This is a genomic window from Microbulbifer guangxiensis (assembly GCF_021729075.1).
Lineage (GTDB): Bacteria > Pseudomonadota > Gammaproteobacteria > Pseudomonadales > Cellvibrionaceae > Microbulbifer > Microbulbifer guangxiensis.
Map to the genome: position 1 here is coordinate 246,499 of NZ_JAJSAQ010000006.1, position 25,749 is coordinate 272,247.

26 protein-coding genes and 1 tRNA gene are annotated in these 25,749 nt (G+C 60.5%); 12 read left to right on the forward strand and 15 right to left on the reverse strand.

What is annotated here, in order from left to right:
• Positions 1-214: 214 nt before the first annotated feature.
• Positions 215-901 (forward strand): hypothetical protein, encoded by a 687-nt coding sequence (locus LVD12_RS14260; RefSeq protein WP_237068395.1) that lies wholly within the window; start codon positions 215-217, stop codon positions 899-901.
• Positions 902-971: 70 nt separating this feature from the next.
• Here the strand turns inward: LVD12_RS14260 and tusA are convergent, their stop codons facing one another.
• Positions 972-1,205: a sulfurtransferase TusA gene (tusA, locus tag LVD12_RS14265; RefSeq protein WP_237068396.1), complete on the reverse strand. Its 234-nt coding sequence runs from the start codon at positions 1,203-1,205 to the stop codon at positions 972-974.
• 110 nt (positions 1,206-1,315) lie between these two features.
• Here tusA and LVD12_RS14270 point away from each other — a divergent pair, with 110 nt between their 5' ends.
• Entirely contained in the window at positions 1,316-1,624 is a 309-nt protein-coding gene (locus LVD12_RS14270; RefSeq protein WP_237068397.1) for an antibiotic biosynthesis monooxygenase family protein, read from the forward strand.
• On the opposite strand, the gene LVD12_RS14275 is transcribed toward LVD12_RS14270, so the two are convergent.
• From LVD12_RS14275 to LVD12_RS14290, 4 genes are all read right to left on the reverse strand, one after another.
• The gene (locus LVD12_RS14275) at positions 1,596-2,249 is read right to left on the reverse strand and encodes an alpha/beta family hydrolase (RefSeq protein ID WP_237068398.1); all 654 of its coding nucleotides are present in this window, start codon (positions 2,247-2,249) and stop codon (positions 1,596-1,598) included. The two genes, LVD12_RS14270 and LVD12_RS14275, sit on opposite strands and share 29 nt — an antisense overlap.
• On the reverse strand, positions 2,242-2,466 hold the full coding sequence (locus LVD12_RS14280) for a YheU family protein (RefSeq protein ID WP_237068399.1): 225 nt from the start codon (positions 2,464-2,466) through the stop codon (positions 2,242-2,244). Before LVD12_RS14280 ends, LVD12_RS14275 begins: the two co-directional genes overlap by 8 nt.
• A 74-nt stretch (positions 2,467-2,540) precedes the next feature.
• Entirely contained in the window at positions 2,541-3,485 is a 945-nt protein-coding gene (locus LVD12_RS14285; RefSeq protein WP_237068400.1) for a class I SAM-dependent methyltransferase, read from the reverse strand.
• A 27-nt stretch (positions 3,486-3,512) separates the two neighbouring features.
• Complete coding sequence (locus LVD12_RS14290; protein WP_237068401.1) at positions 3,513-3,815, reverse strand: MTH1187 family thiamine-binding protein; 303 nt, start codon at positions 3,813-3,815, stop codon at positions 3,513-3,515.
• Positions 3,816-4,043: 228 nt separating this feature from the next.
• On the opposite strand from LVD12_RS14290, the gene LVD12_RS14295 reads away from it, so the two are divergent.
• From LVD12_RS14295 to mnmC, 4 genes are all read left to right on the forward strand, one after another.
• Positions 4,044-4,574 carry a glycine cleavage system transcriptional repressor gene (locus tag LVD12_RS14295; protein WP_237068402.1) on the forward strand — a complete coding sequence of 177 codons (531 nt, stop codon included), beginning with the start codon at positions 4,044-4,046 and terminating at the stop codon, positions 4,572-4,574.
• An 82-nt stretch (positions 4,575-4,656) separates the two neighbouring features.
• On the forward strand, positions 4,657-5,127 hold the full coding sequence (trmL, locus tag LVD12_RS14300; RefSeq protein ID WP_237068403.1) for a tRNA (uridine(34)/cytosine(34)/5-carboxymethylaminomethyluridine(34)-2'-O)-methyltransferase TrmL: 471 nt from the start codon (positions 4,657-4,659) through the stop codon (positions 5,125-5,127).
• A gap of 29 nt (positions 5,128-5,156) precedes the next feature.
• A complete protein-coding gene (gene fldB / locus LVD12_RS14305; RefSeq protein WP_237068404.1) occupies positions 5,157-5,681 on the forward strand; it encodes a flavodoxin FldB in 525 nt (174 codons plus the stop codon).
• A 12-nt stretch (positions 5,682-5,693) separates the two neighbouring features.
• Positions 5,694-7,685 (forward strand): bifunctional tRNA (5-methylaminomethyl-2-thiouridine)(34)-methyltransferase MnmC2/FAD-dependent 5-carboxymethylaminomethyl-2-thiouridine(34) oxidoreductase MnmC1, encoded by a 1,992-nt coding sequence (gene mnmC, locus LVD12_RS14310; RefSeq protein WP_237068405.1) that lies wholly within the window; start codon positions 5,694-5,696, stop codon positions 7,683-7,685.
• Between the two features lie 10 nt (positions 7,686-7,695).
• Here the strand turns inward: mnmC and LVD12_RS14315 are convergent, their stop codons facing one another.
• Positions 7,696-8,328, reverse strand: a complete 633-nt coding sequence (locus LVD12_RS14315) for a DUF502 domain-containing protein (RefSeq protein ID WP_237068406.1) — start codon at positions 8,326-8,328, stop codon at positions 7,696-7,698.
• A 19-nt stretch (positions 8,329-8,347) separates the two neighbouring features.
• Between LVD12_RS14315 and LVD12_RS14320 the strand changes: the two genes are divergently transcribed.
• On the forward strand, positions 8,348-9,151 hold the full coding sequence (locus LVD12_RS14320; protein WP_237068407.1) for a glutaminyl-peptide cyclotransferase: 804 nt from the start codon (positions 8,348-8,350) through the stop codon (positions 9,149-9,151).
• On the opposite strand, the gene LVD12_RS14325 is transcribed toward LVD12_RS14320, so the two are convergent.
• Positions 9,139-9,567 carry a hypothetical protein gene (locus LVD12_RS14325; protein ID WP_237068408.1) on the reverse strand — a complete coding sequence of 143 codons (429 nt, stop codon included), beginning with the start codon at positions 9,565-9,567 and terminating at the stop codon, positions 9,139-9,141. The genes LVD12_RS14320 and LVD12_RS14325 overlap by 13 nt on opposite strands.
• 162 nt (positions 9,568-9,729) lie before the next feature.
• Here LVD12_RS14325 and recQ point away from each other — a divergent pair, with 162 nt between their 5' ends.
• Positions 9,730-11,535: a DNA helicase RecQ gene (gene recQ, locus LVD12_RS14330; protein ID WP_237068409.1), complete on the forward strand. Its 1,806-nt coding sequence runs from the start codon at positions 9,730-9,732 to the stop codon at positions 11,533-11,535.
• Between the two features lie 316 nt (positions 11,536-11,851).
• Entirely contained in the window at positions 11,852-13,348 is a 1,497-nt protein-coding gene (locus LVD12_RS14335; protein WP_237068410.1) for a CoA-acylating methylmalonate-semialdehyde dehydrogenase, read from the forward strand.
• Between the two features lie 106 nt (positions 13,349-13,454).
• Here the strand turns inward: LVD12_RS14335 and LVD12_RS14340 are convergent, their stop codons facing one another.
• From LVD12_RS14340 to LVD12_RS14365, 6 genes are all read right to left on the reverse strand, one after another.
• Positions 13,455-14,279, reverse strand: coding sequence for an OmpW/AlkL family protein (locus tag LVD12_RS14340; protein ID WP_237068411.1), 825 nt, complete (start codon positions 14,277-14,279; stop codon positions 13,455-13,457).
• A 500-nt stretch (positions 14,280-14,779) separates the two neighbouring features.
• Positions 14,780-15,088 carry a BolA family protein gene (locus tag LVD12_RS14345; protein WP_237068412.1) on the reverse strand — a complete coding sequence of 103 codons (309 nt, stop codon included), beginning with the start codon at positions 15,086-15,088 and terminating at the stop codon, positions 14,780-14,782.
• 76 nt (positions 15,089-15,164) lie between these two features.
• The gene (gene djlA, locus LVD12_RS14350) at positions 15,165-15,947 is read right to left on the reverse strand and encodes a co-chaperone DjlA (RefSeq protein ID WP_237068413.1); all 783 of its coding nucleotides are present in this window, start codon (positions 15,945-15,947) and stop codon (positions 15,165-15,167) included.
• A 179-nt stretch (positions 15,948-16,126) separates the two neighbouring features.
• Positions 16,127-17,440: a sodium ion-translocating decarboxylase subunit beta gene (locus LVD12_RS14355; RefSeq protein ID WP_237068414.1), complete on the reverse strand. Its 1,314-nt coding sequence runs from the start codon at positions 17,438-17,440 to the stop codon at positions 16,127-16,129.
• 21 nt (positions 17,441-17,461) lie between these two features.
• Complete coding sequence (gene oadA / locus LVD12_RS14360) at positions 17,462-19,243, reverse strand: sodium-extruding oxaloacetate decarboxylase subunit alpha (RefSeq protein ID WP_237068415.1); 1,782 nt, start codon at positions 19,241-19,243, stop codon at positions 17,462-17,464.
• Positions 19,244-19,296: 53 nt separating this feature from the next.
• Positions 19,297-19,530, reverse strand: a complete 234-nt coding sequence (locus LVD12_RS14365; RefSeq protein ID WP_237068416.1) for an OadG family protein — start codon at positions 19,528-19,530, stop codon at positions 19,297-19,299.
• 228 nt (positions 19,531-19,758) lie between these two features.
• Between LVD12_RS14365 and LVD12_RS14370 the strand changes: the two genes are divergently transcribed.
• The 3 genes from LVD12_RS14370 (at position 19,759) to LVD12_RS14380 (ending at position 22,955) form a co-directional block, all read left to right on the forward strand.
• The gene (locus LVD12_RS14370) at positions 19,759-20,760 is read left to right on the forward strand and encodes a tRNA dihydrouridine synthase (RefSeq protein WP_237068417.1); all 1,002 of its coding nucleotides are present in this window, start codon (positions 19,759-19,761) and stop codon (positions 20,758-20,760) included.
• Between the two features lie 114 nt (positions 20,761-20,874).
• A complete protein-coding gene (gene polX, locus LVD12_RS14375; protein ID WP_237068418.1) occupies positions 20,875-22,593 on the forward strand; it encodes a DNA polymerase/3'-5' exonuclease PolX in 1,719 nt (572 codons plus the stop codon).
• Positions 22,594-22,878: 285 nt separating this feature from the next.
• Positions 22,879-22,955: transfer RNA gene (locus LVD12_RS14380), tRNA-Arg, on the forward strand.
• A 297-nt stretch (positions 22,956-23,252) separates the two neighbouring features.
• Here the strand turns inward: LVD12_RS14380 and LVD12_RS14385 are convergent.
• Positions 23,253-23,672, reverse strand: a complete 420-nt coding sequence (locus LVD12_RS14385; RefSeq protein ID WP_255771933.1) for a type IV pilin protein — start codon at positions 23,670-23,672, stop codon at positions 23,253-23,255.
• Positions 23,673-23,719: 47 nt separating this feature from the next.
• Positions 23,720-25,726: a type IV pilus modification PilV family protein gene (locus LVD12_RS14395; RefSeq protein WP_237068419.1), complete on the reverse strand. Its 2,007-nt coding sequence runs from the start codon at positions 25,724-25,726 to the stop codon at positions 23,720-23,722.
• Positions 25,727-25,749: the final 23 nt, after the last annotated feature.

Consider the following 25,749-nt stretch of genomic DNA (forward strand, 5'->3'; position numbering starts at 1 on the left):
GAGTGCAACCAGGCGCCCGCCGAATTACTGAGCAACCGGCCACCAGGGGGCCAACGAGCCTCGAAATCCTTTGTTGTATTTCGAGGGGCCAACATATACCTTTAGTGGCAGGGACGCCGGAAAAGGGCCCCTGCCCTGCAACCGGGTTCCCCAGGGGGGAATAAGCAGTCCAATGCCCTCCTGCACCACAACCGGCCCTGCAAGGAGGTGCTCCATGACCGACCACCGCTACAGCAATGTGGTTGACCTCTTCACCGGCGAGCCGATCGAAACTTCAGCGAGCAGACGCTTCATTCGCCTGTCGCCGGAGCTAGATGGCTTGGAAATGCTCTACTCCAATAGCTCCAGCGGAAACGATCTCTACAGCCTCAAGGTGCTGTGCTGGGGCCTGCGTGCCAATGGCGAGGTTGTAGGACTCGTCCCGTGGCTCAACTCCATTGTCCCCTGCCCGGAAATCAAAGACCCTCTCGACGGGCGTTTCGAGGGCTATTACGACCCGGGTATCGAGGAGATATTCCAGGAACCCCCTATCCACAAGATCGTCGAGCTGGAGACTGCGGCGGAGTACTTCGAGTACGAGAGCAGCAAGGCCGAGGAAGTGCTGCAGGAGATTCCGGATACCATCGGCACCCACGCGGTGTTCATGGACGAAGGCCGGGAAAACCTGACCCTGACCGAGGTGGTGAGCTGGCGGTTGTATGCCAGCGGTGAGATCCACGGCATGCTGATCGATCACGACCATGTCGAGACCACGCCGGTGCTACCGGGTGACCTGTGCCTGTATGCGGCCCAGGAAGCGCAGGAGTTCCGCTACTTCTTCCAGCATCACATCGCCAACAAGATAAAGTCAGAGGATCCGGAAGCCCTCGCCGCGATCGCCGCGCTGGTTACCGCACCCTGACCTGCAGACCAGACCAATCGTTGCGGGCGGGGTTTCTCCGCCCGCGAACAGCCCGCCCGCCAACAGGCCGTCAGGAATCCGCCTTCCTGATCCAGTAGACAAACTTGCTGTCCTGTTCCCGGTGTTCCACCAGTTCGTAGCCGAGAAACTGACAGAATTTCGGCACGTCGCGCTGCGTCGAGGGATCCGTAGCCAGCATCTGCAGCACCTCCCCCGGTGCGACTTTGCGCACGGCGGCGTGTAACATCATGACGGGCTCCGGGCACAGCAGGCCGCGGGCATCGAGCGTGTGATCTGACTTCATGGCGCTATTTTCGGGTAATTGCCATCAATCGTCACCTGCAAATTTCCCTGACCGCACGGCCAATTCCCCCATCACCTGATGGAAACTACGCGCTAGAATCGGGTCATTGAATGACTGAAGAGCAGAAAATGATTTACGTTTTGATTGAACGGGAAATCGCTCCCGACATGCAGTCCAACTATGAGCAGGCGGCGCGCAAATTACTGAACCACGCCTACCGCACCGTGGGCTTCATCGAGGGGCAGACATACACCGCCAAAGAGAATCCGCTGCGCCGCTTTACCCTGTCCAAGTGGCAGTCGGACCTGCACTGGGAACACTGGTATACCAGCGAGGAACGCCGCGGTCAGATGGCCCTGCTGAAGCCCATGCTCAAGGAAGACGAGCGCATCACGATTCTCGAAGCTGCTCCCGAATAAAGCCGGCGACCCGCTCTGCGGCAGCCTGCCAGTGAGCTTCGCGGGTGAAACCGCTGACCTTGCGGGGCTTGAAGTCGTGATCCCCGTCTTCGAGCCACCCCAGGGCGATCTGCCCTGACAGGGAATAGCCGGCCACCTCCCCGGCACTCCCCAGGGGATCCCTGGTGCCCTGCACGATCAGTGTCGGGCACTGCAGCTCCTCCAGGTGTTCGGTGCGCAACCGCTCCGGCTTGCCCTGCGGGTGAAACGGGTAGCCGAGGCAGACCAGCCCCCGTATCTGGCCTTTGGCAAAACAGGCATCCGCCATCAGGCTGGCCACCCTTCCGCCCATGGATTTGCCACCGATAAAAAGCGGCAAACCATCCTCCTTCTCCAGCCAGTGATCGACCTGGGCCAGAAAAGCTTCCTGCAGCTGTGGCATGGGATTCGGCGGGCGGCGTTTGCCCGACTCGCGCCGTTCCACCATATAGGGGAACTCGAAACGAACCACTTCGATACCATGGCCACAGAGCGCGCCGCTGAGCGCATCCATGAAGTCACTGTCCATTGGCGCGCCGGCCCCGTGGGCAAAGAGGAAGCGCGCCAGTGGCTTCCCAGCGGGACGATCGACCAGCCAATCATTCATGGCCGCGCAAGTCCTCCGCCAATACCAGGTTGACGGACTCCTCCCCCGGCTCGAACCAGATCACCACCTCACCGGACTGCAGCTGGCGCCGCAGGCTGGCGACCTTGTCACTGAGATTCACCTCGCGCTCGCCGTAATCGGTTCCGTCGCGGGTGGCGTACTCTTCCAGCAGGTTCTGCAGGGTATCGGGATCGAGCTGTTGATGGGGGATGCGCATCGGGACTACTGCTCCGGCTGGCCTTGAGTCAGAAAACGCTATTCTAACCGCTGGCCAGCCGGGCCTCATCCCTGTCAGTCGGCGCTGCCTGCCTCGTCCGGCTTGCGGAAGCGCAGGGTCATGCGGTCGCTTTCGCCGATGGCGAGATACTTGTCCTTGTCCTCATCGCCGAGGCGGAGTGAGGGCGGCAGGGTCCAGACACCCTTGGGATGATCTGCGGTGTCCTTCGGGTTGGCATTGATCTCGCTGGCTTCCTCCAGCTCGAAGCCCGCCTGCTGGGCAACCTCGATCACATGATCCTGGGTCACATAGCCGCTGCTGATCATGTCCTCGCGGCTGGTTCCCGGCTTGGCGCGGTGCTCGACCACACCCAGGACACCACCGGGCTTCAGCGCCGCAAAGAAGCTGTCGAAAGCCTGCTTCTCGTTTTCGCCGCGCATCCAGTTGTGCACATTGCGGAAGGTGACCACCACATCCGCGCTGCCCGCCGGTGCGATTTCACTGCCGGCCGCGGGATCAAATTCCGTGAGGATGACCTTGCCGTAATTCTCCTGGTCCGCTGCCAGCTTTTCCTTGAACGCTTTCAGGGAGCGCTGGTAGTAGCTGGATTCACTGTTCTCGGGAAAATGGGCAGCATAAAAAGTCCCCCCCTGTTTCAGGTAAGGAGCGAGAATTTCGGTGTACCAGCCACCGCCCGGGGCGATCTCAACCACAGTCATGTCCGGCTCGATACCGATGAAGCGCAGCGTTTCCGCCGGGTGACGGAACTGGTCACGGGCAGCGTATTCCGGGGTGCGGTGGTCACCGGCAATCACGGTCGCGAGCGTGTCAGACCCGGCCTCAGCACTACCTTCGGCAACCTCAGCGGTTTCACTGCCGGTAGCATCAGCGCCATTTTGCATCTGGGCATCTTCAACCGCGGGCGCCTGCGCTCCGGCATCCTCTTTTTCAGCACAACCGGCCGCGGCCAGTACGAGCGCCACGGACGCCAGGCCAATGGTTACGTTTTTCAGCTTCATAGTACCCCCCCTCCTGAGAGTTTGTGGTTATTGATCCAGTTTCGATTCTACGCTGTCGATTTTATCCTGAAGAGACTGCGCACGATCTGTTCGAGTTCCCAACTTGAGCGTTGTAGTGATACGCGGCGCACCAAGTGCATGCACGCGCTCGTGACACTGTTTGATTGCCGCCATGACCTCGTCCCACTCGCCCTCGATATTGGTTCCGTAGGCATGCAACTGGTGCGAGAGCCCTGCTTCACGCAACACCCGCTGGCACTCCACTATATATTCACCCAACGACACCCCTACACCCAGGGGAATTACACACAGATCCACATGCACCTTCATGACTAATACCCTCCTCGCCAGCGTCTTAATGTCCGCAAAGCCTCACCGCCATCCTGCGTTCATGAAAGGTAACGTGCAGTGCAGCTCCGGCATTCCGAGGCCCAGGTACATACTTCTCACGCGCCCAGGCGGATCTTTCTGCGGGCCAGAATCAGCTGTTATCAGCAGCAGCGGCAATGGCTACAATGCAAGGCAGTGTAACCCTGTTCTGCAGCCAAGGAATATCACATGCAACAGCATCTCGTCATTTCACTGATCAGCGACGACAAACCCGGTGTGGTAGAGAAACTCTCCGCCGTGATCGCCGAAAACGGCGGCAACTGGGAGGACAGTCGCATGGCGCACTTTGCCGGCAAGTTTGCCGGGATCCTGCGCGTCAGTGTCGCCGGTGAGAGTGCCCAGGGCCTGAAAGACGGACTGGATGCGCTGCGCACCCAGGGCTACAAGCTGCAGGTCGAGGACGCCAGCGCAGTGGCCGCAGGCAAGCTGCAGACCGTCAAACTGAAATTGATCGGTAACGATCGCCCGGGCATCGTAAGGGAGATCTCCCGCGCACTGGCGGCGCGCCAGCTCAACCTGGAGCAACTCGACACCGGTTACGACAGTACCCCCTGGAGTGGCGAACCGCTGTTCACAGCCAACTGCACCATCAGTGTTGCCGAAAACATGGACCTGGAGGGGCTGCAGGAAGAGCTGGACGCCATTGCCGACGAACTCGGTGTGGAGATCGACTGCGAGGAAATCGCTTCCACCACCTGATTGTGGAATAATCCGCGCCGCATCCGGGGGCGCCACCGCGCCCCCCCCTTAGATGACCCGACCGGGCAACCCTGCGGACGGTATGTTCAAGATCGTACTCTACCAACCGGAAATCGCGCCCAATACCGGCAATATCATCCGGCTGTGTGCCAATACCGGTGCCGAACTGCACCTGATCGAGCCCCTCGGGTTTGCCATGGACGACAAGCGCCTGCGGCGAGCCGGGCTCGATTACGCGGAATACAGTCCGGTCAGACGCCACCGGGACTGGGCCGCCTTCGTCGAGGCCGAGCAACCCCAGCGGGTACTGGCACTATCCACCCGCGGCACGCGCAGCCATGCCGCCGTCACCTACCATCCGGGCGACGCCATTGTCTTCGGTCCGGAAACCCGCGGGCTGCCACAGGAATTTCTCGACCTGCTGGGCAAGGAACACACCCTGCGCATTCCCATGCGCCCGGACAGCCGCAGCATGAACCTCTCCAACGCCGTGGCAGTGGTCGTCTATGAAGCCTGGCGCCAGCTGGACTTTGCCGGTGCCAAACCCCAGTAACCCCGGACAATGATCTGTTATCTGAAGTTATGCTCGCACCCATCGGACTTTTTTACGGCTCCAGCACCTGCTACACCGAAATGGCAGCGGAAAAGATCCGCGATCGCATTGGCCATGAGTGGGTCGACCTCCACAATGTGGCGGACGATGATATTGCCCTCGCCCAGCAATACGACTTCCTGATTTTCGGCATTCCTACCTGGGACTATGGCGAGCTCCAGGAGGACTGGGAAAACATCTGGGACCAGCTCGCCGAGCTGGACCTGTCCGGCAAGACGGTGGCTCTCTATGGCCTCGGTGACCAGGAAGGCTACCCGCAGTGGTTCCAGGATGCCCTCGGCTACCTGCACGCCCAGCTCGTCGCCCTCGGTGCCCGCGCCGTCGGTTACTGGCCTGCCGAGGGCTACCAGTTTGAAGCCTCCAAGGGACTAACCGAAGATGGCAGCCAGTTTGTCGGCCTGGCCCTGGATGAAGAGAACGAGTTTGACCTCAGCGACCAGCGCCTCGACACCTGGTGCGAACAGGTGATGCGCGAATTCGGCCTGCGGGAGTAGCGGGCCGGGCGCATGGGTAACGAACACCCCCACGCGGATATCCACTGGCGCGACGACGGACAACCGCTGTCCCGTGCCTTCGACGACGTCTATTTCTCCCGCGAGTCCGGTCTCGAAGAAACCCGCTACGTCTTTCTCGAACAGAACCACCTGGCCCGGCGCTGGACGGCACTCGCCACCGGAGAACGCTTCACCATCGGCGAGACCGGCTTCGGCACCGGACTCAATTTCCTCGCCGCCTGGCACCTGTGGCTGCAGACAGCGCCGGCCGATGCGCACCTGCATTTCATCTCGGTGGAAAAGTACCCACTGCGCCGCGCCGACCTCCGCCGTGCCCTGGCACTCTGGCCGGAACTGGAGCCGCTGGCCAACCAGCTGCTGCTGGCCTACCCGCCCCTGCTCGCCGGCGGCGTGCATCGGTTGCAATTCGGACAGGTGGCACTGACCCTCGTGATCGGTGAAGCGAGCGAGGGTTTTGCCACACTCCGGCTCGGTGACGACACCATTGATCGCCAGGTCGACGCCTGGTTCCTGGACGGGTTCGCGCCCGCGAAGAACCCGGCCATGTGGAGCGAAGCACTGTTTCGGAACATCGCAGCGCTGAGCCGCAGTGAAGCCACTTTCGCCACTTTCACCTGTGCCGGGCTGGTCAAGCGCGGACTCAGGGAGGCCGGTTTTGCCCTAGAAAAGGTGCGAGGATTCGGGCGCAAGCGGGAGATGCTGCGCGGCCAACTCTTACAGGAAAAATCATCAGCGGTAGTAACCACGCCCTGGCACCTGCCCAGGCGCCCAAGCCGGCTGGCCCGGCGCTCCCAAATCGCCGTGATCGGCGCCGGTATCGCCGGAGCCACCACAGCCCGGGCACTGGCGGAGCGCGGGTATCGGGTATCCGTATTCGAAGCGGGCAGCGCACCGGGCAGTGGCGGCTCGGGCAATGCGCAGGGCATTCTCTACGCGAAGCTCTCCCACCGTCCGGGCCCCAACGGCGATTTCAATCTGCACGCGCTACTGTTTGCCCTGCGCTATTACCCGACGCTGTGCCCTGAACACTTCCACGCCTGCGGCCTGCTGCAACTGGCACAGGGAGAAAAAGAACGGGAATTACAGGCGCAGCTACGCCAGTGGTTGGCAGCCCGTGACGCCGCAGAACTGGCCCTGCCGGTGGATCCCGCACAGGCGTCTGAACTGGCCGGAACTTCCCTGCACCACGCAGGGATATTCTTCCCCCGGGCAGGCTGGCTGGAACCCGCCAGCGTCTGCGCGACACTGCTCCGCCACCCGAATATCCACCTCTACTGCGGGACCAGCGTCGACCACCTGAGCCAACAGGGCCCAAAGTGGCAACTGGGCACCGCCGCCGCACAGCACGAGGCCGATGCAGTGGTGATCTGCTGTGCCCACCGGACAGCGGGCTTTACACAGAGTGCGGAACTGCCGCTGCGGCCCATCCGCGGCCAGGTCTCCATCGCCCGGACCACGGAACACTCTGCCCGGTTGCGGGTGGCACTCTGCGGCGATGGCTACATAGCCCCGCCCTTCCAGAGCCAGCAAAGCTTTGGTGCCACCTTCAAGCTGAAGGAGACCGGAGCGGAGGTGCGGGAAGAGGAGCACCGGGAAAACCTGCAGACCCTGGCAGAAGTGATGCCGGACGCGGCGCAGGACTTTGCGGGCCAGTCACTGTCCGGCCGTGCCGCGGTCCGTGCCGCCTCACCGGACTACCTGCCCATGACCGGCCCCCTGCCGGACTGGGATTCCCTGCGCGGCACCTACGATTTCCTGCGTCGCAACCGTAAGGCGCTTATTGCGGAGCGCTGCCACTACCCACCCGGCCTGTATACCCTGGCAGGTCTCGGCTCCCGCGGGTTTACCTATGCACCGCTGGCCGCGGAAGTACTGGCCAGCTGGATCAGCGGCGAGCCCATGCCGGTTACCGGGGAACTGGCCCGGGCCCTGCATCCGGCGCGCTTCGCCATCCGTGACCTGGGCAAGAATCGCCAGCGCTGACGCCGGCGGGTCAGTTCACCGCAGGCTCTTGGGACGGCTCCGCCAGCAGCCGCCCACTGCCACTGCCGCAGGCGACGATGGATTTCATCGCCGCCTCCACGGTGACATGGGGCAGGATCTCCACACAGTCGGCAGTGACGTGGTACACGAAGCCGGAGGTGGGTACTGGTGCCGTGGGCACGTAAACGGTGAAATCCCCATTATCGTGTCGCGAGGTCACGATCGCCGTGACGGTGAGTGGGTTGTCTGTGCCGAGAATACGGACCCGGGCCACGGGCCCCGACAGCACACCCTCTCCGGCACCGCCGCCGATAAACTGCAGCACCAGTTCCTTGATGGTGTTGTAGCCCGGTGCCAGCCGGCCGAGCCAGTGATCCATATGGCGGTGCAGCCAGCCACCGACACTGGTCTTCACCAGCAGGCCGATCAGGAAGCAGCCGCCCAGGATCAGGGCTATCACCGCCAGGCGGGCAACGGTATTCTTGAACCCGGTATAGGCCTCGAACCAGTGTACGGCCGGCGCCACCAGCTCACTGACCTGGGCGAACAGCCACTGGAACAGCAGGATGAAAATGGCGATGGGCAACACCACCGCCAGCCCCCCGAGCAGGGTCAAGGTCACAAATGTTTTTACTCTGGTCATAAGGCCTGAAATGTCTGTTATGGAATTCTGTCGTCGCGCCCGCCTGGCTGTCGCCGCACTGCTGCTGGGGCTCCCCGCCCTGGTCATCGCTGGCCCTGTGCCCCCGATCGGTTTTGACCTGATCGAACAGCGGGACCGGCCCGGGGACCATTTCACCCAGGGACTCTTTTTCGACGGCGAGCGCTGGTGGGAGAGCAGCGGCCAGTATGGCCGCTCCTGGCTGGCCGAGTATACCGATCCGACCGCCCGCCCGGTAAGGCGCAAGTGGCTGGCGGAGGACCGGTTTGCCGAGGGAATGACGGTGCTGGGTGACCGAATCTACCTGCTGACCTACAAGGCGGGGGAGTTACAGCTGTACGGGCGAAAGGACATGAAACCGCTGGGCAAGCGTTTTTATGCGGGCGAGGGGTGGGGCCTGACCAGTGATGGCCGGCACCTGATCATGAGCAACGGCAGCGACACTCTAACCTTCCGCGATCCGGACACCTTCGCCATTCTGCGCGAGCTGCAGGTCCACGGTGACGGTGAACAGTGGTGGCTGCTGAATGAGCTGGAATACGCCCAGGGTCTGGTCTGGGCCAATATCTTTCAGGACACGCGCATCATCGCCATCGACCCGGAGAGCGGCGAGGTGCGCGGCGTGATGGATATCGAGGAGCTGGAGCCGGGATCCGATCACCCGGATGTGGTGGCCAATGGCATTGCCTGGGACCGCGAGCGCAACGGTCTCTGGGTTACCGGCAAGTTCTGGCCGCGCCTCTACCTGATCCGGCCCCGGGGGCTCGGCTTTGACGAGCCCGACAGCAGCGATCAGCCGCGGTAAAAGTCCACGACTGTCAGTAATCCGCCTACGCGGATCCGGTCCAGCGCCGCACCTTCGATGTGCAGGATGAAACCGCGCCGTCGCTCCTCGAGCCTCACGCCCGGCTCACCGGAACCACCCGAGAAGAGCATGGCCTTGTCGCCGTCATCCCCGCGCCACTGTACCCCCTCGACCCGCTGCATGCCGGGGAGCTCCAGACTCACCCTGTTGAGGTTGTCCGGCAACCGGTCGAGCACCAAGCGGGCAATACCGCTGGCGGTGGCGACCGAATAGGCCAACTGGTTTTCGGGGGCGGGCTGCCAGCCCAGGTGAGTATCGGCGCGGTCCGGCTGCAGCAGGTTTTGCGGCGTACCGGTCGCGCATCCCGCGAGACCAAACACCAGCAGCCACGACATTGTCCTTATCAGCGCACGCATAGCCTTATCCTTGTCTATGTTCGCGGTGGCTGGATTATAGACGCAAGGGCCGCCATCGGGGTTACCGCGATCGAAAACAGGCGCCCCAATTGTCCTGCCCGGTCACTCTTCCCTGCCGACCAGCGCCCACCTGAAAGGCCGCAGCAGGTATACTGCTGCGCCATGACTTCCCCACAATCGATTCTCGAACACACCTTCGGCTATACCCGGTTTCGCGGCCCTCAGCGAGAGGTCATCGATACCCTGATGGCCGGCGGAGACGCCCTGGTACTGATGCCCACCGGTGGCGGCAAGTCCCTCTGCTACCAGATTCCCGCCCTCGCCCGCGAGGGCTGCGGCGTGGTGATTTCCCCCTTGATCGCCCTGATGCAGGACCAGGTAGAGGCGCTTTGTGCCGCGGGTGTGCGGGCTGCCTTCCTCAACTCCTCACTGCCCCCGGAGCAGGCGCAGCAGATCAAGGCCGAGCTTGTGGCCGGCGAGCTGGACCTGCTGTACCTGGCTCCGGAGCGGCTGCTGCAGCCGCGTACCCTGGCCATGCTGCGCCGTGTGTCCCTTTCCCTGTTTGCCATCGACGAGGCCCACTGTGTGTCCCAGTGGGGGCACGATTTCCGCGCCGACTACCTGCAGCTGAACTGCCTGCACGAGCAGTTTCCCGCCGTGCCACGGATCGCGCTGACTGCCACCGCCGACCGGCGCACCCGGGCAGAGATCGCCGAACGCCTGGACCTGGCCGATGCACGCCATTTTGTCAGCAGTTTCGATCGCCCGAACATCCGCTACCGCATTGCCCAGAAAGACAATCCCCGCCGCCAGCTGCTGGACTTCCTCCGCAGTGAACAGGCCGGTCACTCCGGCATTGTCTACTGCCTGTCCCGCAGTAAGGTGGAGAGTACCGCCGACTGGCTGGTGCAACAGGGCTTTACCGCCCTGCCCTACCACGCCGGGCTGCCCGCCGCCTTGCGTGCAGAACACCAGCGGCGCTTTCTCCGCGAAGACGGCGTGATCGTGGTGGCGACCATCGCCTTCGGTATGGGTATCGACAAGCCGGATGTGCGCTTTGTCGCCCACCTGGACCTGCCGAAAAGCATCGAGGCTTATTACCAGGAAACCGGTCGCGCCGGCCGTGACGGCGAACCGGCCACCGCGCTGCTGCTCTACGGGCTGGAGGACGTGGTCAAGCTGGGACAGATGGCGGCCAATTCCGAGGGCAGCGAGGAGCACCGGCGCCAGGAGCGCAATCGCCTCAATGCCATGCTCGGCCTGTGCGAAATCACCAGTTGCCGCCGCCAGGCGCTGTTGCGTTACTTTGCCGAGGAACTGGAACAACCCTGCGGCAACTGCGATACCTGCCTCGAGCCGCCGCAGACCTGGGACGGTACGGAGGCTGCCACCAAGCTGCTGTCCTGTGTCTACCGCACCGGCCAGCGTTTCGGGGCCGCCCACGTAATCGATGTACTGCGGGGCAGCACCAGCGAAAAAGTGCTGAAGTTCGGCCACGATCAGGTCTCCACCTACGGCATCGGCACCGACCTGAGCAGCACAGAATGGCGCGGTGTGGTGCGCCAGCTGGTAGTGCGCGGCTATCTGGAGGTCAACGGGGAGGCTTTCGGAGCGCTGCAGCTCACCGAGGCCTGCCGTCCCTTGCTGCGGGGCGAGGAAAAAGTCCAGTTGCGCAAGCTGCCGGCCCGGGTTCGACGGCCAGAGAGCAGTGGGCGCCGCAGCGTGGAAGAGGTCGATCCCGCCGACCAGCCTCTCTGGGAGGCGCTGCGGAATTGCCGACGGGAGATCGCCGAGGCCAGGGGCGTCCCTCCCTATGTGGTGTTCCATGATGCCACCCTGCGCGAGATGCTAGCGACCAGGCCCCAGACACCGGAAGCCCTGCTGGCCATTTCCGGTGTGGGCGACAGCAAACTGCAGCGCTTCGGGGACGCCTTTCTCGCTGTCCTGCGCGACTTCCCACCACAATGACCGGTACGCGCGCCGTGGGGCCGGCACTGTGCGCAGACTGAACGCACCCTGGCCGGCCCTCCCTTGTCGATCAGCGCATCCTGAGGCTATCTCTCCAGGGATCTTCCGTAGACCGTCGGTCCCCTGCCGTGACGAACATCAACCGGGAGCCTACTATCTCAGTACTGTGTGACTGCGCTGACACAGAAATCATTTCAAGGGCCGACTCAAAGGCCTGAAAGCCGCTAGCGGGCCATTGTTCCTGCGGTTTTTGCGGTAACCCCGCAACGGAATAAAAAGGAAGGCCTGCGTCGCAGGCAACATGGAGGAGCCAACCATGCATACCATCGGGCACCTGATCAACGGTGAGATCGTCACCGAGGGGGCGCGATTCCGGGAGATCGCCAACCCGTCCACCAACGAGGTCGAGGCAAGGGTTGCCCTGGCCAACAAAGCCACGGTCGAAAAAGCCATTGCCGAAGCCGCAGCCGCCTATCCGGAGTGGCGCTCGGTGCCGCCGATCAAGCGCACCCGCATCATGTTCCGCCTCAAGGACCTGCTGGAGCAGAATGCCGACAAGATCTGCCAGCTACTCACCCGCGAGCACGGCAAGGTCTTGAATGACGCCATGGGAGAACTCCAGCGCGGCATCGAAAACGTGGAGTACGTGTGTGCCCTGCCGGAGCTGCTCAAGGGCGAGCACAGCCGGGATGTCGGCCCTGGAATCGACTCCTGGAGCGAATTCCAGCCTCTCGGGGTCTGTACCGGGATCACGCCTTTCAACTTCCCCGCCATGGTACCCCTGTGGATGTGGCCGATGGCCGTGGCCTGCGGCAATACGTTTGTGCTGAAACCGTCCGAGCGGGATCCCAGTGCTGCCCTGTACATCGCGCAACTGGGCCTGGAGGCCGGCATTCCGCCGGGAGTCCTGAACGTGGTCAACGGCGACAAGGAAGCCGTGGATACCCTGCTTACCGACAGGCGGGTCCAGGCCGTCAGTTTCGTCGGATCAACACCGGTGGCCGAGTATATCTACACCACCGGCACCGCATCCGGAAAGCGGGTGCAGGCCTTTGGCGGCGCCAAGAACCACGCTCTCGTCATGCCCGATGCCGACCTGGATAACGCCGCCAGCGCACTGATGGGCGCCGCCTACGGTTCCTGTGGCGAGCGCTGCATGGCCATTTCGGTGGTGGTTGCTGTTGGCGATACCACGGCCGATGCGCTGGTCGAAAAACTCAAGGCACAGATTGCAACGCTGAAAGTGGGCGACGGCCTCGACAACGCCAATGACATGGGCCCGCTGGTCACCCGTCCGCACCTGGAAAAAGTCACCGGCTATATCGCCAAAGGCGTGGAGGAAGGCGCGGAACTGGTGATTGATGGCCGCGGCCTTCAGGTGCAAGGTTTCGAGAACGGCAACTACCTGGGCGCCTGCCTGTTCGACAAGGTAAAGCCGGGCATGGTGATTCATTCCGAGGAAATTTTCGGCCCGGTACTGTGTGTCATGCGTGCTGACACTATGCAGGAAGCCATGCAGATTATCGATGAACATGAGTACGGTAACGGCACCTGTATTTTTACCCGCGACGGCGAGGCTGCCCGTTACTTTGCGGACAATATCAAGATTGGCATGGTCGGTATCAACGTGCCCCTGCCGGTTCCGGTGGCCTACCACAGCTTTGGCGGCTGGAAACATTCCCTGTTTGGGGACCTGCACGCCTACGGGCCGGACTCGGTGCGCTTCTACACCAAGCGCAAGACCATCACCCAGCGCTGGCCAGCAAGCGACCTCCGTGAGGGGGCGCAGTTTTCATTCCCCAGCAATCGATAGTGGCCGGACCTTTCGGAAGAATATGGGACAACGCCCAGAGGGTTTTCCGCAGGCACGAAAAAAGGCGCCGAAGCGCCTTTTTCCCCATCCTTGGTAGAGTGGGCTATCAGAATTTGTAGCCCACACCAACAGTCCATACCCACGGATCCGGATCAAATTCGGATCTGACCGAGTTCAGGAAGGTCCGGGTTTCCTGGGGATCGTCTTGGGTGAGACCTTCAACGGCATATGTCAAGGACGAATCCAGATCTACGTCGTCGTAGCGCACGGCGGCGTTCACCAGCCAATTGCTCTCACGGCCGAGGATGATGTCGACACCTACCTGACCGGTCCAGCCCCAGCTATCGCTGATGCTGTAGCGGGCAGGCCCGATGGCATCGGCATTGTCTGCCAGGAACTCATTGATGACCTCACTGGTATTCACACTGTCAAAATCCGTATAGACAGCGCCGAATCCAACATACGGTTGGATCCAGGACTCTTTGCATACCGGGAACCAGTTCAAGGTCAGCAACTGAGTCGTTCTATCGAGATCCTTGTTGTCGATCTTGCGACGAAGCACTTCTTCGCCAAACTGATTGAAGGTGATGTCATGGCTGTGACCGGACTCGCCGTCATACTGGTACTCGATACCGAAGTGATCGATCGGCATGACCATGGCACTGAATTGCCACGACCACTCAGAGTCGAGATCAACCGACAGCCCCTGGAATTCCGGAAAAATATCCGGATTCCGCAGGTTAACCGAGGTGTCATCCGGATCCACATAGGCACCACCCAAGCGGAACACAACAGTGCCTGCTTCATAGATGGGGGCCGGACCCGAGGGCATTGGCGGTGCATAACCCGAAGGTCCAGCAAGTGCCTGCTGCGCTCCAACCATGGCGGATACAGCAAGGGCCAGAGGTGTCAGAATGCGCGTCATTTTCATAGGTGATACTCCATTGATATTCGGCAAATTGAACAGCAATTAACCCAATCACTTTCAGCATAGACACGAAAAAAAACAGCTGTAGAAAAAACACCCAACTTCACTGCCCCATCGTGGAACTTTTGCGTAGCAATGGCACCCATTCATCTTTTTTGGCGCGCTATTTATTTTTTTGTCGCATTTTTTACTTATTAATTCAGCTGACAGACAGGAAAAAAAGGCACCTAATTCATTAAAAACCGAGGCTGAGCTGTCACCCCATTAGTGATTTGCCAGCAATATCTACCGCTTGCAGCGAAATTGCCCATGTCAGATCGATGCGCGCTCATCGCTACGAAATGAACTTTTGCGAAGGGACTTGCCAGAGCGAAGAGGAGAGAAGACACACTCTGCGGGAGACGACAGATAAGCCAATTTTGGCGTCAGACAGGAATTCGGTCAGGGCCGGTTTGCCGCGGGAAGATTGAGACTTCCCGCGACAAAGACAAAAAGGAAAAGAGTCAGGACTTCTTTTCACCACCCAGGCATTGCGGGCTTTCCGGCGCCTGCCCCTGCCACTCTTCCGGACTGAAGATATGCAAGGCCAGGGCGTGAATGGGGCCCGCCATTTCTTCGGCCAGCACGCCATACACTTTCTGATGGCGCTGTACTTTTCTCAATTGATCGAACTGCTCAGAAACCAGTACCACACGAAAATGCATTTCAGAGCCCGCCGGCACATTATGTAGATGGCTCTCACACTGCACATCGATATGCACAGGGGCAAACTCTGCCACGAGCTTTTCCTCAATCTGTTTTGCAAGGCTCATGCTGCTCTCTCACGCTACTTCTTTGGTCTGCGAATTTTGCCGGACAGCCTGCCCGGCTTCATTGGAAACTTGATCGTCAGGCGGTCTCGGAGGCCGCAGAGCGTTTGCGCGCGGCTACGATCGTCTCGTAGGCCACGGTCACGCTCTTCATCTGATCCTCTGCATGACGCAGGAACTCGTCCGGCAGCCCCTTGGAGGCGATCTTGTCCGGGTGGAACTCTGCGGCTTTGCGGCGGTAGGCGAGTTTCAGCTCCCGATCACTCACATCCGGTGAGCAGCCGAGTACCGCGTAGTGCTGCTCCAGACTGACCGCGGAACTGGCGCCGCGGTTTCCAAACTCGCCGGCCATCGCGGAAAAGATGGATTCATGCAGGCCCAGGTAGGTGGGAATCCGGCGCAGGATCTCCTCCTCCGCACGGTGAAGCTGCCCGTCTGCATGGGCAACGGCGAACAAGAGGCGGTATACAACCTCACGCATCGCCTGGTTGCGCACCAGCTGCCGGTATTGCTTGGCGTAATCGTAAATGCTGTAGGAGTCGGTTTTGGCGTTCTGGAAGATACGGATCGCTTCCGCACGCTCCTCCTCACCGAGGCGCAGATTGTTCTTGATGAAATCGTCGATCAGATCGACTTCGGCTTTCGACACCTGCCCGTCGGCCTTGGCCATCTTGGCCAGCATGGAGAACAGCGTGACAATAAACACCGCCTGCGCGCCATCTCGATTGAGCTTGGCAGTATCACCGACATTGCGCAGCCCCGAACCAAACGAACTACCGATCCAGGCGCCGAGCGCCGCGCCGATAGGGCCGCCGAACACCATGCCGATACCGGCGCCAATCCCCGCTCCCAACCAGGACATTACCTCTCCTCCGGGCAGCCGCTGGCGCCCCAGTGAACAAAAACGCGCCCATCATACCACGGCTACGTCAGTCCACTGATACCCGGTCGACCAGCAGGTCAGCGCCCGGCAACTGCTGCAGAACGCAGGCAACAAAAAAGCGGGCCAAAGCCCGCTCTTTACACATTCAGATTGCCGGATCAGCCTGTCATCGCCCGCACCATGGTGATCATCACGCCGGCGGCAACGGCAGAGCCGATCACCCCCGCCACATTGGGGCCCATGGCGTGCATCAACAGGAAGTTGTGTGGGTTGGCCTCGAGGCCCAGCTTATTGGAGACTCGCGCCGCCATCGGCACTGCCGATACACCAGCGGAGCCGATCAGCGGATTGACCTTGTGTTTGCTCACCAGGTTCAGGAGCTTAGCCATCAGCACGCCGGCGGCGGTACCGATCGCAAATGCCACGATTCCCAGCGCCAGGATGCCCAGGGTCTTCGGGTCCAGGAACTTGTCCGCCGCCAGCTTCGAGCCCACAGACAGCCCGAGGAAAATGGTGGTGATATTGATCAGCGCGTTCTGCGCTGTGTCTGACAGACGAGAGACCACGCCGCACTCACGCATCAGGTTACCGAAGCAGAACATACCGAGCAGCGGTGCGGCATCCGGCAGGAACAACGCCACCAGAATCAGTAGCAGTAGTGGAAAGGTGATTTTCTCGCGCTTGGTGACATGGCGCAGTTGCACCATTTCAATACGCCGCTCTTCCGGGGTGGTGAGAGCGCGCATAATCGGTGGCTGAATCAGCGGTACCAGTGCCATATAGGAGTACGCGGCAACGGCAATGGCACCGAGCAGATCCGGCGCCAGCAGGCTGGACACGTAAATCGCCGTGGGCCCATCCGCACCGCCGATGATACCGATCGCCGCCGCGTCGGCGATGGAGAAATCCATAATCCCCGCCGCAGAAAGCCCCACCGCCCCGAGGACCGTAGCAAAAATGCCGAACTGCGCGGCGGCGCCGAGAAACAGGGTACGCGGGTTGGCAAGCAGCGGACCGAAATCCGTCATGGCGCCGACCCCCATGAAAATCACCAGCGGTGCAACGCCGGAGGCAATAGCCACGCTATAGAAGTTATACAGCATGCCATTGTTGTAGCCGGCATCCTGCGCAAACACAGCAGCCTGCGCCTGCACCGAGGCCGGCGCATTGCCGAGGGCCTCTTTCATGGCCGTGGTGGAAGCCAGGTTTTCCAGCCCCAGCAACTGGGCCAGCTGCAGGAGCACACCACTATCCCCGGCCACAACGGCAGTCTCAGCCGCAGACAGCGCCAAGTGGGCGCCGGGAATATTGGCCAGGATACCGCCGAAGCCGATCGGCACCAGCAGCAGGGGTTCAAAGTTTTTGCGGATGGCCAGGAACAGCAGTCCCAGGCACACCAGAATCATGACGAACTGGCCCGACGCCATTTGATAGGCGCCGGAGGATAGCCAGAGGTTTAACAGATTATCCACGAGCGACTCCTTTCAAGGCCTTCACGCGATCGACAGCAGGTCATCGCCCACCGCCACGGAGTCGCCCTCTTTGACCGACACGGTAGTAACGCTTCCGGCACGGGGGGCGCTCACTGCGGTTTCCATTTTCATGGCCTCCAGCACGACGATCGTCTGCCCCTCGGTGACCTGATCACCGGGCTTAACCAGCACCTTGAAGATGTTTCCGGCAAGAGGGGCCGAGACCGGCTCACCGCCACTGCCGGGCGCCGGAGCAGCGCCTGCTGCCGGGGCAGCGGATGCCGGGGCCATATTGGTCACATCGCCGCCATCATTCACGGTCACGCTATAGGTCTTACCTTCAACGGTGACGGTATAAACTCCTTCACCCTTGTCATTGGTGACGGCGTGCTCGGCCGCGCCCGTGGGCACTGGCTCGAAAGCATCCGGGTTATCGCGATTTTTCAAGAACTTGAGACCAATCTGCGGGAAGAGTGCATAGGTGAGCACATCATCGATCTGGCGCTCACCCTCTTCCAGGGCAATATCATCGGCGCCAGCTTTTTCGCGCAGTTCTTCGCTGAGCTTGTCGAGTTCCGGGGACAGTAAATCGGCCGGGCGGCAGGTCACTGGTTCGGCACCCTCGAGGACCCGGGCCTGCAGCTCTTTATTCACGTCTGCAGGTGTAGCACCATACTCGCCCTTGAGTACCGCGGCGGTTTCCTTGGAGATCGACTTGTAGCGCTCGCCGGTAAGGACATTCAATACCGCCTGGGTACCGACGATCTGGGAGGTGGGAGTCACCAGCGGAATGAAGCCGAGGTCCTCGCGTACGCGTGGAATCTCCTCCAGTACCTCATCGAGACGATCCGCGGCGCCCTGCTCACGCAACTGGTTTTCCATATTGGTGAGCATGCCGCCGGGCACCTGCGCCACCAGGATGCGAGAGTCGACTCCACGCAGCGAGCCCTCGAACTTCGCATACTTCTTGCGCACCTCGCGGAAATACGCCGCGATTTCCTCCAGCAGATGAATATCCAGTCCGGTGTCGCGGTCGGTACCCTCGAGAATGGCCACCAGGGTCTCGGTCGGACTGTGACCGTAGGTCATGGACATGGAGGAGATGGCAGTATCCACGTTGTCGATACCCGCCTCAATGCATTTGAGCGCTGTCGCAGTGGAGAGGCCGGTGGTGGCATGGCACTGCATGTGAATGGGAATATCCACAGCCGCCTTCAGGCGCTTGACCAGCTCATAGCCCTCGTAGGGTCGCAGCAGACCGGCCATGTCCTTGATCGCAATGGAGTCCGCGCCCATGTCCTCGAGCTGCCGCCCCAGGTCCACCCACAGGTCCATGGTATGTACCGGGCTTACGGTGTAGGAAATGGTGCCCTGAGCATGTTTGCCCTGCTTTTTCACCGCCTGCAACGCTGTCTGCAGGTTGCGCATATCGTTCATGGCGTCGAATACGCGGAAAACATCTACGCCGTTCTCCGCTGCGCGCTCGACAAATTTTTCCACCACGTCATCGGCGTAGTGGCGGTAACCGAGAATATTCTGGCCGCGGAACAGCATCTGCTGCGGCGTATTCGGCATGGCCTTTTTCAGCTCGCGAATACGTTCCCAGGGATCTTCCCCCAGATAGCGGATACAGGCATCAAAGGTGGCGCCGCCCCAGGACTCGAGGGACCAGAATCCCACCTGGTCGAGCTTTTCTGCGATTGGCAGCATATCGTCCAGTCGCATGCGGGTGGCCAGAAGTGACTGATGCGCGTCGCGCAGGACCACATCGGTAATCCCCAAGGGTTGTTTTACCTCAGTCATGGGTTATCTCTCTCGGTAATTATTCTGAAAGGCTGCGTCTTTTCCGATGCTTACTACTTGCGCTTGCGGTGTTGCTCGATTGCCGCTTTGGCGATGGCACGCAGCCGCGCCTCGTCACCCAGTCCACTGGGACGTGTTGAGGGAATGGATTCAGGCTCGGGAAAATTTCGAACAATGATGCGGGACATGATGCCGGTACCGATGACCAGCAGAAGCAGAAAGGAGAAGACAACTCCCATACCGAAGAGTGTGATGTCCAATCCCTGTTGTAGTAGCGTCTCTTGCACTATTTTCCCCTATATCCGCAAAGGCGGCCGCTATTATCAATACAACAACCTTTTGAAATCAAACACTTATTAGTTTCAGCCGCAACGATAAAAAGCTTTTATCGATAGCGTCATAACCATCGAAACCAGATCCCGATTCGGCAATGAAGCATATTACGACCGGGCCGCCTTCAGTGTTAAAATAATCGCCCTAATGCCCCTACCCCGCAATGGCCATCCCGTTAAATTATGACCCGCGAGACACAGAACCTGATTCCCCGCATTTACCAGGCACCCATGGAAGGAGTCATCGACCACCATGTGCGCGCCCTGCTGTCCGCGATCGGCGGTATCGACATCTGCGTCACCGAGTTCGTGCGGGTCACCCATACACGCCTGCCGCGCCGGGTCTTCCAGCGACTGTGCCCCGAGCTGGACGCAGGGGCGGAGACACCCGCCGGAGTACCCGTGCGCCTGCAGCTCCTCGGCGGCAATCCCGAGGCCATGGCCGTCAATGCCGCGCGAGCGGTGGCCGCTGGGGCGAAAGCGATCGACCTCAACTTCGGCTGCCCCGCCAAGTCCGTCAATAACAGCGATGGCGGCGCCTGCCTGCTGCAGAGTCCCCATCGGGTGGAGGCCATTGTGGGTGCCGTGCGCAGCGCCGTACCCGCTGAAATCCCGGTCACTGCCAAGATCCGCCTCGGCTACCAGGACCGATCCAGCTATATGGACAATGCCCGCGCCGCTGAAAATGGCGGAGCCAGTGAATTGGCCGTGCACGCGCGCTCCAAGGTAGATGGCTACCGCCCCCCCGCCTACTGGGAGTACATCGGCGAGATCCGCGAGGCACTGGCCATTCCCGTGGTAGCCAATGGCGACATCTGGACCGTGGAGGAATTCCGGCGCTGTCGCGCCGTCACCGGCTGTGACGCCTTCATGTTCGGCCGCAGCCTGCTCGCCCGACCCGACCTGCCCCTGCAGATCCGGGCCTTCTGTGCAGGAGAGGCCTATGAGCCCATGACGTGGCAGCAGGTGGCCGCAGTGCTGTGGGATTACTACTGCACCACCCGCGAGGAGTACCCGGCGAAATACCTGGGCAACCGGATCAAGCAGTGGCTGGCCTACCTGAAGCTCGGCTATCCGGAGGCACAGCGCTTTTTCGAGGAGATCAAACGCCACCGGGAAGCAGCCCCCATCGAGGCCGCTTTTGCGCGCCAGCTGTCGGGAACCTCTGACACGATCGCTGCCTGAACCATCCCTCACAACCGGCAAACCGGGCCTGGACCTGACACCGGCCTCGGGCCACCCCTTCTTCCTATACTGCACCGGCTACCTCGCGCCTTTACACGGAGAGAGCCTGTCGCCATGCCGGTACACAACAGCGAAATTGCCGATCGGTTCGATCGTCTCGCCGACCTGCTGGAAATCGAGGGCGCCAACCCTTTCCGGGTTCGCGCCTATCGCAATGCCGCCCGCACCGTGCGCGGATATCCCCGCAGCATGGCAGACCTGCTTGCCGAAGATGTCGACCTCACCGAGCTGCCGGATATTGGCGACGACCTAGCCGAAAAGATCCGGGTCCTGGTCGCCAGTGGGGAACTGCCGCTGCTGGATGAAGTCGAGGAGCGGACTCCCCCGGCCCTCAGTGAACTGATGAAAATCCAGGGGCTCGGCGCAAAGCGCGTGAAGGCCCTGCATGAGGCACTGGGCATCGACAGCCTTGAAGAACTGCAGGAAGCCGTTGACAGCGGCAAGGTGCAGGAGGTGGAGGGTTTCGGCGAAAAAAGCGAGGAAAAGATCCGCCGGCGGTTGAAAAAATTCTCGGGCTCGGAACATCGCACCAAGCTCGTTGTAGCCGAGCAGATCGCCACGCCGCTGGTGAAATACCTGCATAAAGCCAGAGGAGTGAAAGACATCGTCATCGCCGGCAGCTACCGGCGACGCAAGGAAACCGTCGGTGACCTCGATATTCTGGTCACCGCAGGGAGCGACAATGACGTTATGGCACACTTTACGAAATATGACGAGGTGGAAGAGATCGCCTCGCAGGGCGAGACCCGTTCCACCGTGTATTTGCGCTCCGGTATGCAGGTCGACTTGCGGGTAGTACCGCAGGTCAGTTTCGGCTCAGCTCAGCATTACTTCACCGGCTCCAGGGACCACAATATTGCCGTGCGCAAACTTGGCCAGAAGATGGGCTACAAGATCAACGAGTACGGTGTATTCGACGGCGACAAGCGCATTGCCGGCAAAACGGAAAACTCCGTGTACAAGGCCGTTGGCCTTCCACTCATCCCGCCCGAGCTGCGGGAGAACCACGGCGAGCTGGAGGCAGCCCGGGACGGTCGCCTCCCCGACCTTGTGACACTGAAGGACCTGCGGGGCAACCTGCACACCCATACGGATGCCACCGATGGTCACGACAACCTCCGCGCCATGGCCAAGGCGGCTCAGGAGGCGGGACTCCAGTACCTCGCCATCACCGACCATTCTAAGCACCTGAGGGTGGCCAACGGCCTGGATGAAAAGCGCCTGCGCAAGCAGTTGACCGCCATTGACCAGCTGAATGACCAGCTCAGCGGGCTGAGGTTGCTGAAATCCATTGAGGTGGAGATCCGCGAGGACGGCAAACTCGACCTGCCCGACAGCGTGCTGGAAGAACTCGACTTCACCCTCTGCGCCGTACACCACAAGTTCGACCTGTCCCGCAAAAAGCAGACGGAGCGGATCCTGCGCGCCATGGACAGCCCCCACTGCCATATCCTCGCCCACCCCAGCGGAAGGCTCATCAATCGCCGTGAAGCCTATGACATCGACCTGGAGAGAATTCTGCAGGCAGCCGCAGAGCGCGGCTGCGCAGTGGAGCTCAACGCACAACCGGAACGACTGGATCTCACCGACGAGGGCTGCCGCATGGCCCGCGACCTGGGCGTCAAAGTCTCCATCGCTGCGGACGCCCACAGCACCCGCGGCTTCGACAACCTGCGCTTCGGCATAGACCAGGCCCGCCGTGGCTGGCTGGAGACCGATGATGTCCTCAATACCCGGTCACTCAGAGCGCTACTGCACTTCTTTAACCGCTGAAAGCCACTGGAGAAGGGGCTTGAGCGCTCGGCAGAGCCGGCCAGAGGTCCTCTCTGGTCGCCGTAAAAGCCATGAGCCAGAGAGTCCGTAAGTTTTTGAAATTAGGGCTTGCAAAGCCCGCAAACCCGAGGCAGAATGCGCGCCCTATCGAGGTCGAAGGCCCTCCCCGAGGGAGGCACTGAAACCCGGTAACTTGCGGATTTTTAAGGACTTTTTTCGCCAAAAGACTTAAAAAAAGAGTTGACTACACCAAGACAACTCACTATAGTTCGCAACCACAACGACGCGCTCGTAGCTCAGCTGGATAGAGTACCTGGCTACGAACCAGGCGGTCGGAGGTTCGAATCCTCCCGAGCGCGCCATACAAAGAAAGGCCCCTTCCGAAAGGATGGGGCCTTTTTTGTATGGCAAGTTCGGGCGGTGGACGCACCTCCCCTGGTTCGATCAACTCGCGCAGCGAGTTGAGACCGAGCGGCGCAGCCGCGCGCCCGCAGGGGCCAAAAACGCCATAGCGTTTTTGGAGTCCATCCTCCCCCGTACCAAACCCCACCGGCCACAACCAGCATTTTTGTTTGGCCCGGGCTGTGGACTAACCTCCCCAGACCCGATCAACTCGCGCCAGCGAGTTGAGACCGAGCGGCCCCGCCCCCAGACCAGATTCAGTCCCAGCACTCCACCGGCGTCTTGGTACCGGCCGGATGGACATACTGGATAGGGTTACAATCCGTATCGGCCACCTGGCTGCCTGTGGGGACAGCCGTGAGGGTATATCCATTCCCGCTAGCCGCCGTCACCGAAATATCGTAAAAGCCATTCTCACTGACACCGCTGAAGCTCAAACTGCTGCTTGCGGCATCAGTGCCACAGCTGGCCGCGCTATCCAACGATCCCGCGTAAAACCGGCAATTAGCACGAAACTTTTCCTGTTCCAGCTGCAACTTCAACAGTGCCGAAATCGCATCTGAGCGACGCGACTTCCTGACCGAATCCTGATAAGACGGAATCGCAACCGCGGCCAATATCGCCACGATCGCGACTGTGATCAGAACCTCAATCAGGGTAAAGCCTCTTGACTTCATTGTGTAACCCGCAGCGGTAATCGATTCGAATCCGGAGCCTCAGGGGTTCAACCCGGACACTGGTTGAGCCTGTTTTGAATTTGAATATCCAGCTGGTTGTAGCCGGTGATTTTCACGGCCACCGCCTCCGCACTGCCGGAACCACTGGACAGCGTCAGGCTTCCGTCATTACCAGTGCCCGCTGTCGCGCAAATGGCACCACCGCTCAGCTCAAAAGTCAGGGTGCCATCCCAGCCACTATCGTAAGCTGCTGTCACACACTCATAAGACAGACCGGACTTGCTTACAGTACAGCTGCCATCCGCAATGGAGACAGTAGAAAGAACCTTGTTCTGGTCGACGGTGCTCACCCTGCCGGAAATCAAGGCGTAACTATCCACGGCACAATCTATATCCTGGCCATCGCTGTCACCAGACACAGTCGTCAGTGACATGGGACTTGGTGAACAGGTGAGTTTTGTTTCATTGCCGGCTGCGGCAGTATAAATGGCCCCATTCCAGCCCGAGCCCCAGTCGTATACATCACAGGCAAAGACCGCCTTATATGAAGAACCCTCCGGACCAAAGGGTTCCAACTGGCAGTTGCCGGGTCCATCGGAAGTATCGACAGTAATCGATGCGAGGATATCGTCGGAAAAGATCGTATCATCCCGGACAGCAACTGAGACCTGCCCGCTGATCACGTGGCGCTCTACCGGTGGATTGGTCGGATCATAGGGACAGGTGGTCTCATGACCATATTTAGTGTCGTCGTAAAGATCTAGCATGCCATCATTCAGGCAGACAAAGTCATCCGGATTGCCCGCGAAGAGATCACCCGGCACACCATTGACCGCGGCATCGGCGCGCACCATCACAGCCTGCGAAATACAGTTGGCCCCATCGGTGCTGCCGGCCGACATCGCAGAAATCACGAAATCGTGTGTGTGATCCTTTGAATCCGGATCCGGCAAAATGATGCCGTCGGCGATACCGTAGGAGGTATAGACGTAATCACCGCTGGCCGTGGTCATTGGCGCTCCGGTGCTGTCCTTTCCATAGATCATGCCACGGTATGCTCGACGAACCGCAATTACCGGTGACGCCCACTCATTCCTGGAAACCGGGTCTCCCAAACAGATTTTATCTTTCTGCTTGATGCCGCCGGCAAGCAAGACTCCGATGTTGCCGTGCCAACCCCCTCCGAGGTAACAGGTGTAATGGAAAAAGCGGTAATCCCCGGTCTGCGTCAACAGGTCACTGCTACTGGCACTATCGATCGTCTGAGCTTCACCGCTGGAGTCAACATAGTAACGGGTGCAGAAAGCTGCATCTGACGCCTGCAGATGGATATCCTGGGGAGAGAGCGATTTCTGCGTGGCATTATCGATATAAACCTTACCCTTGATCTGGACGAAGTTCTCGCAGGCCCCTTCCGCACTAACACAGGCATCCTCCAGGGTAAGGACGATTTTATCTCCCGACACCAGGTTTCGATCCCCATCGGCGAGATACATCTTTGTGCCATCGTTATTTGGTGTTGTCTCCGCCCCCTCCGGCAAAGTGCCACGCCCCAGCCTTGCCCTGCCGGTGGGTGAAGGCACGAGGGGCCCTTCTGGCACAACCGAGAGAACAGCCGGGGCCCCCGGTGCAATGAATGCAAGTTCAGTGTCCAGCAGAACACTCTGGGTTTCCCCCCGGGCATCCTGCCATTCAACATTGACCGTAACAGTGCGAAGGTCTCCCTTTGCAGCAATCGATTCGGTTCTGCGGAAGCTCGCATTCACACCGTCAATAAGCTGGCCATTGGCATCAACACCAACAGGATAAAGCGCATTGAATTCTGCCAGCGTGTTGGCGGCATGCATATAGTTCCTCATGTCCTCCAGGCGACCCTGTGCGATAGCCAATGCTTCGGCCCTGGCTTTATTGGTGGCACTGATACCGAGGAAATCACCATGCACTCTCCCGAGAGCTAGCACACCCACCGCCAGCACAAACATGGCGATCAACACTTCGATCAGGCCAATGCCCCTTGCCTTCTGCGGGGGAGACAGTGGCAGCTTCCTATCCATCATTTGACCCCTGATTCTTAGAC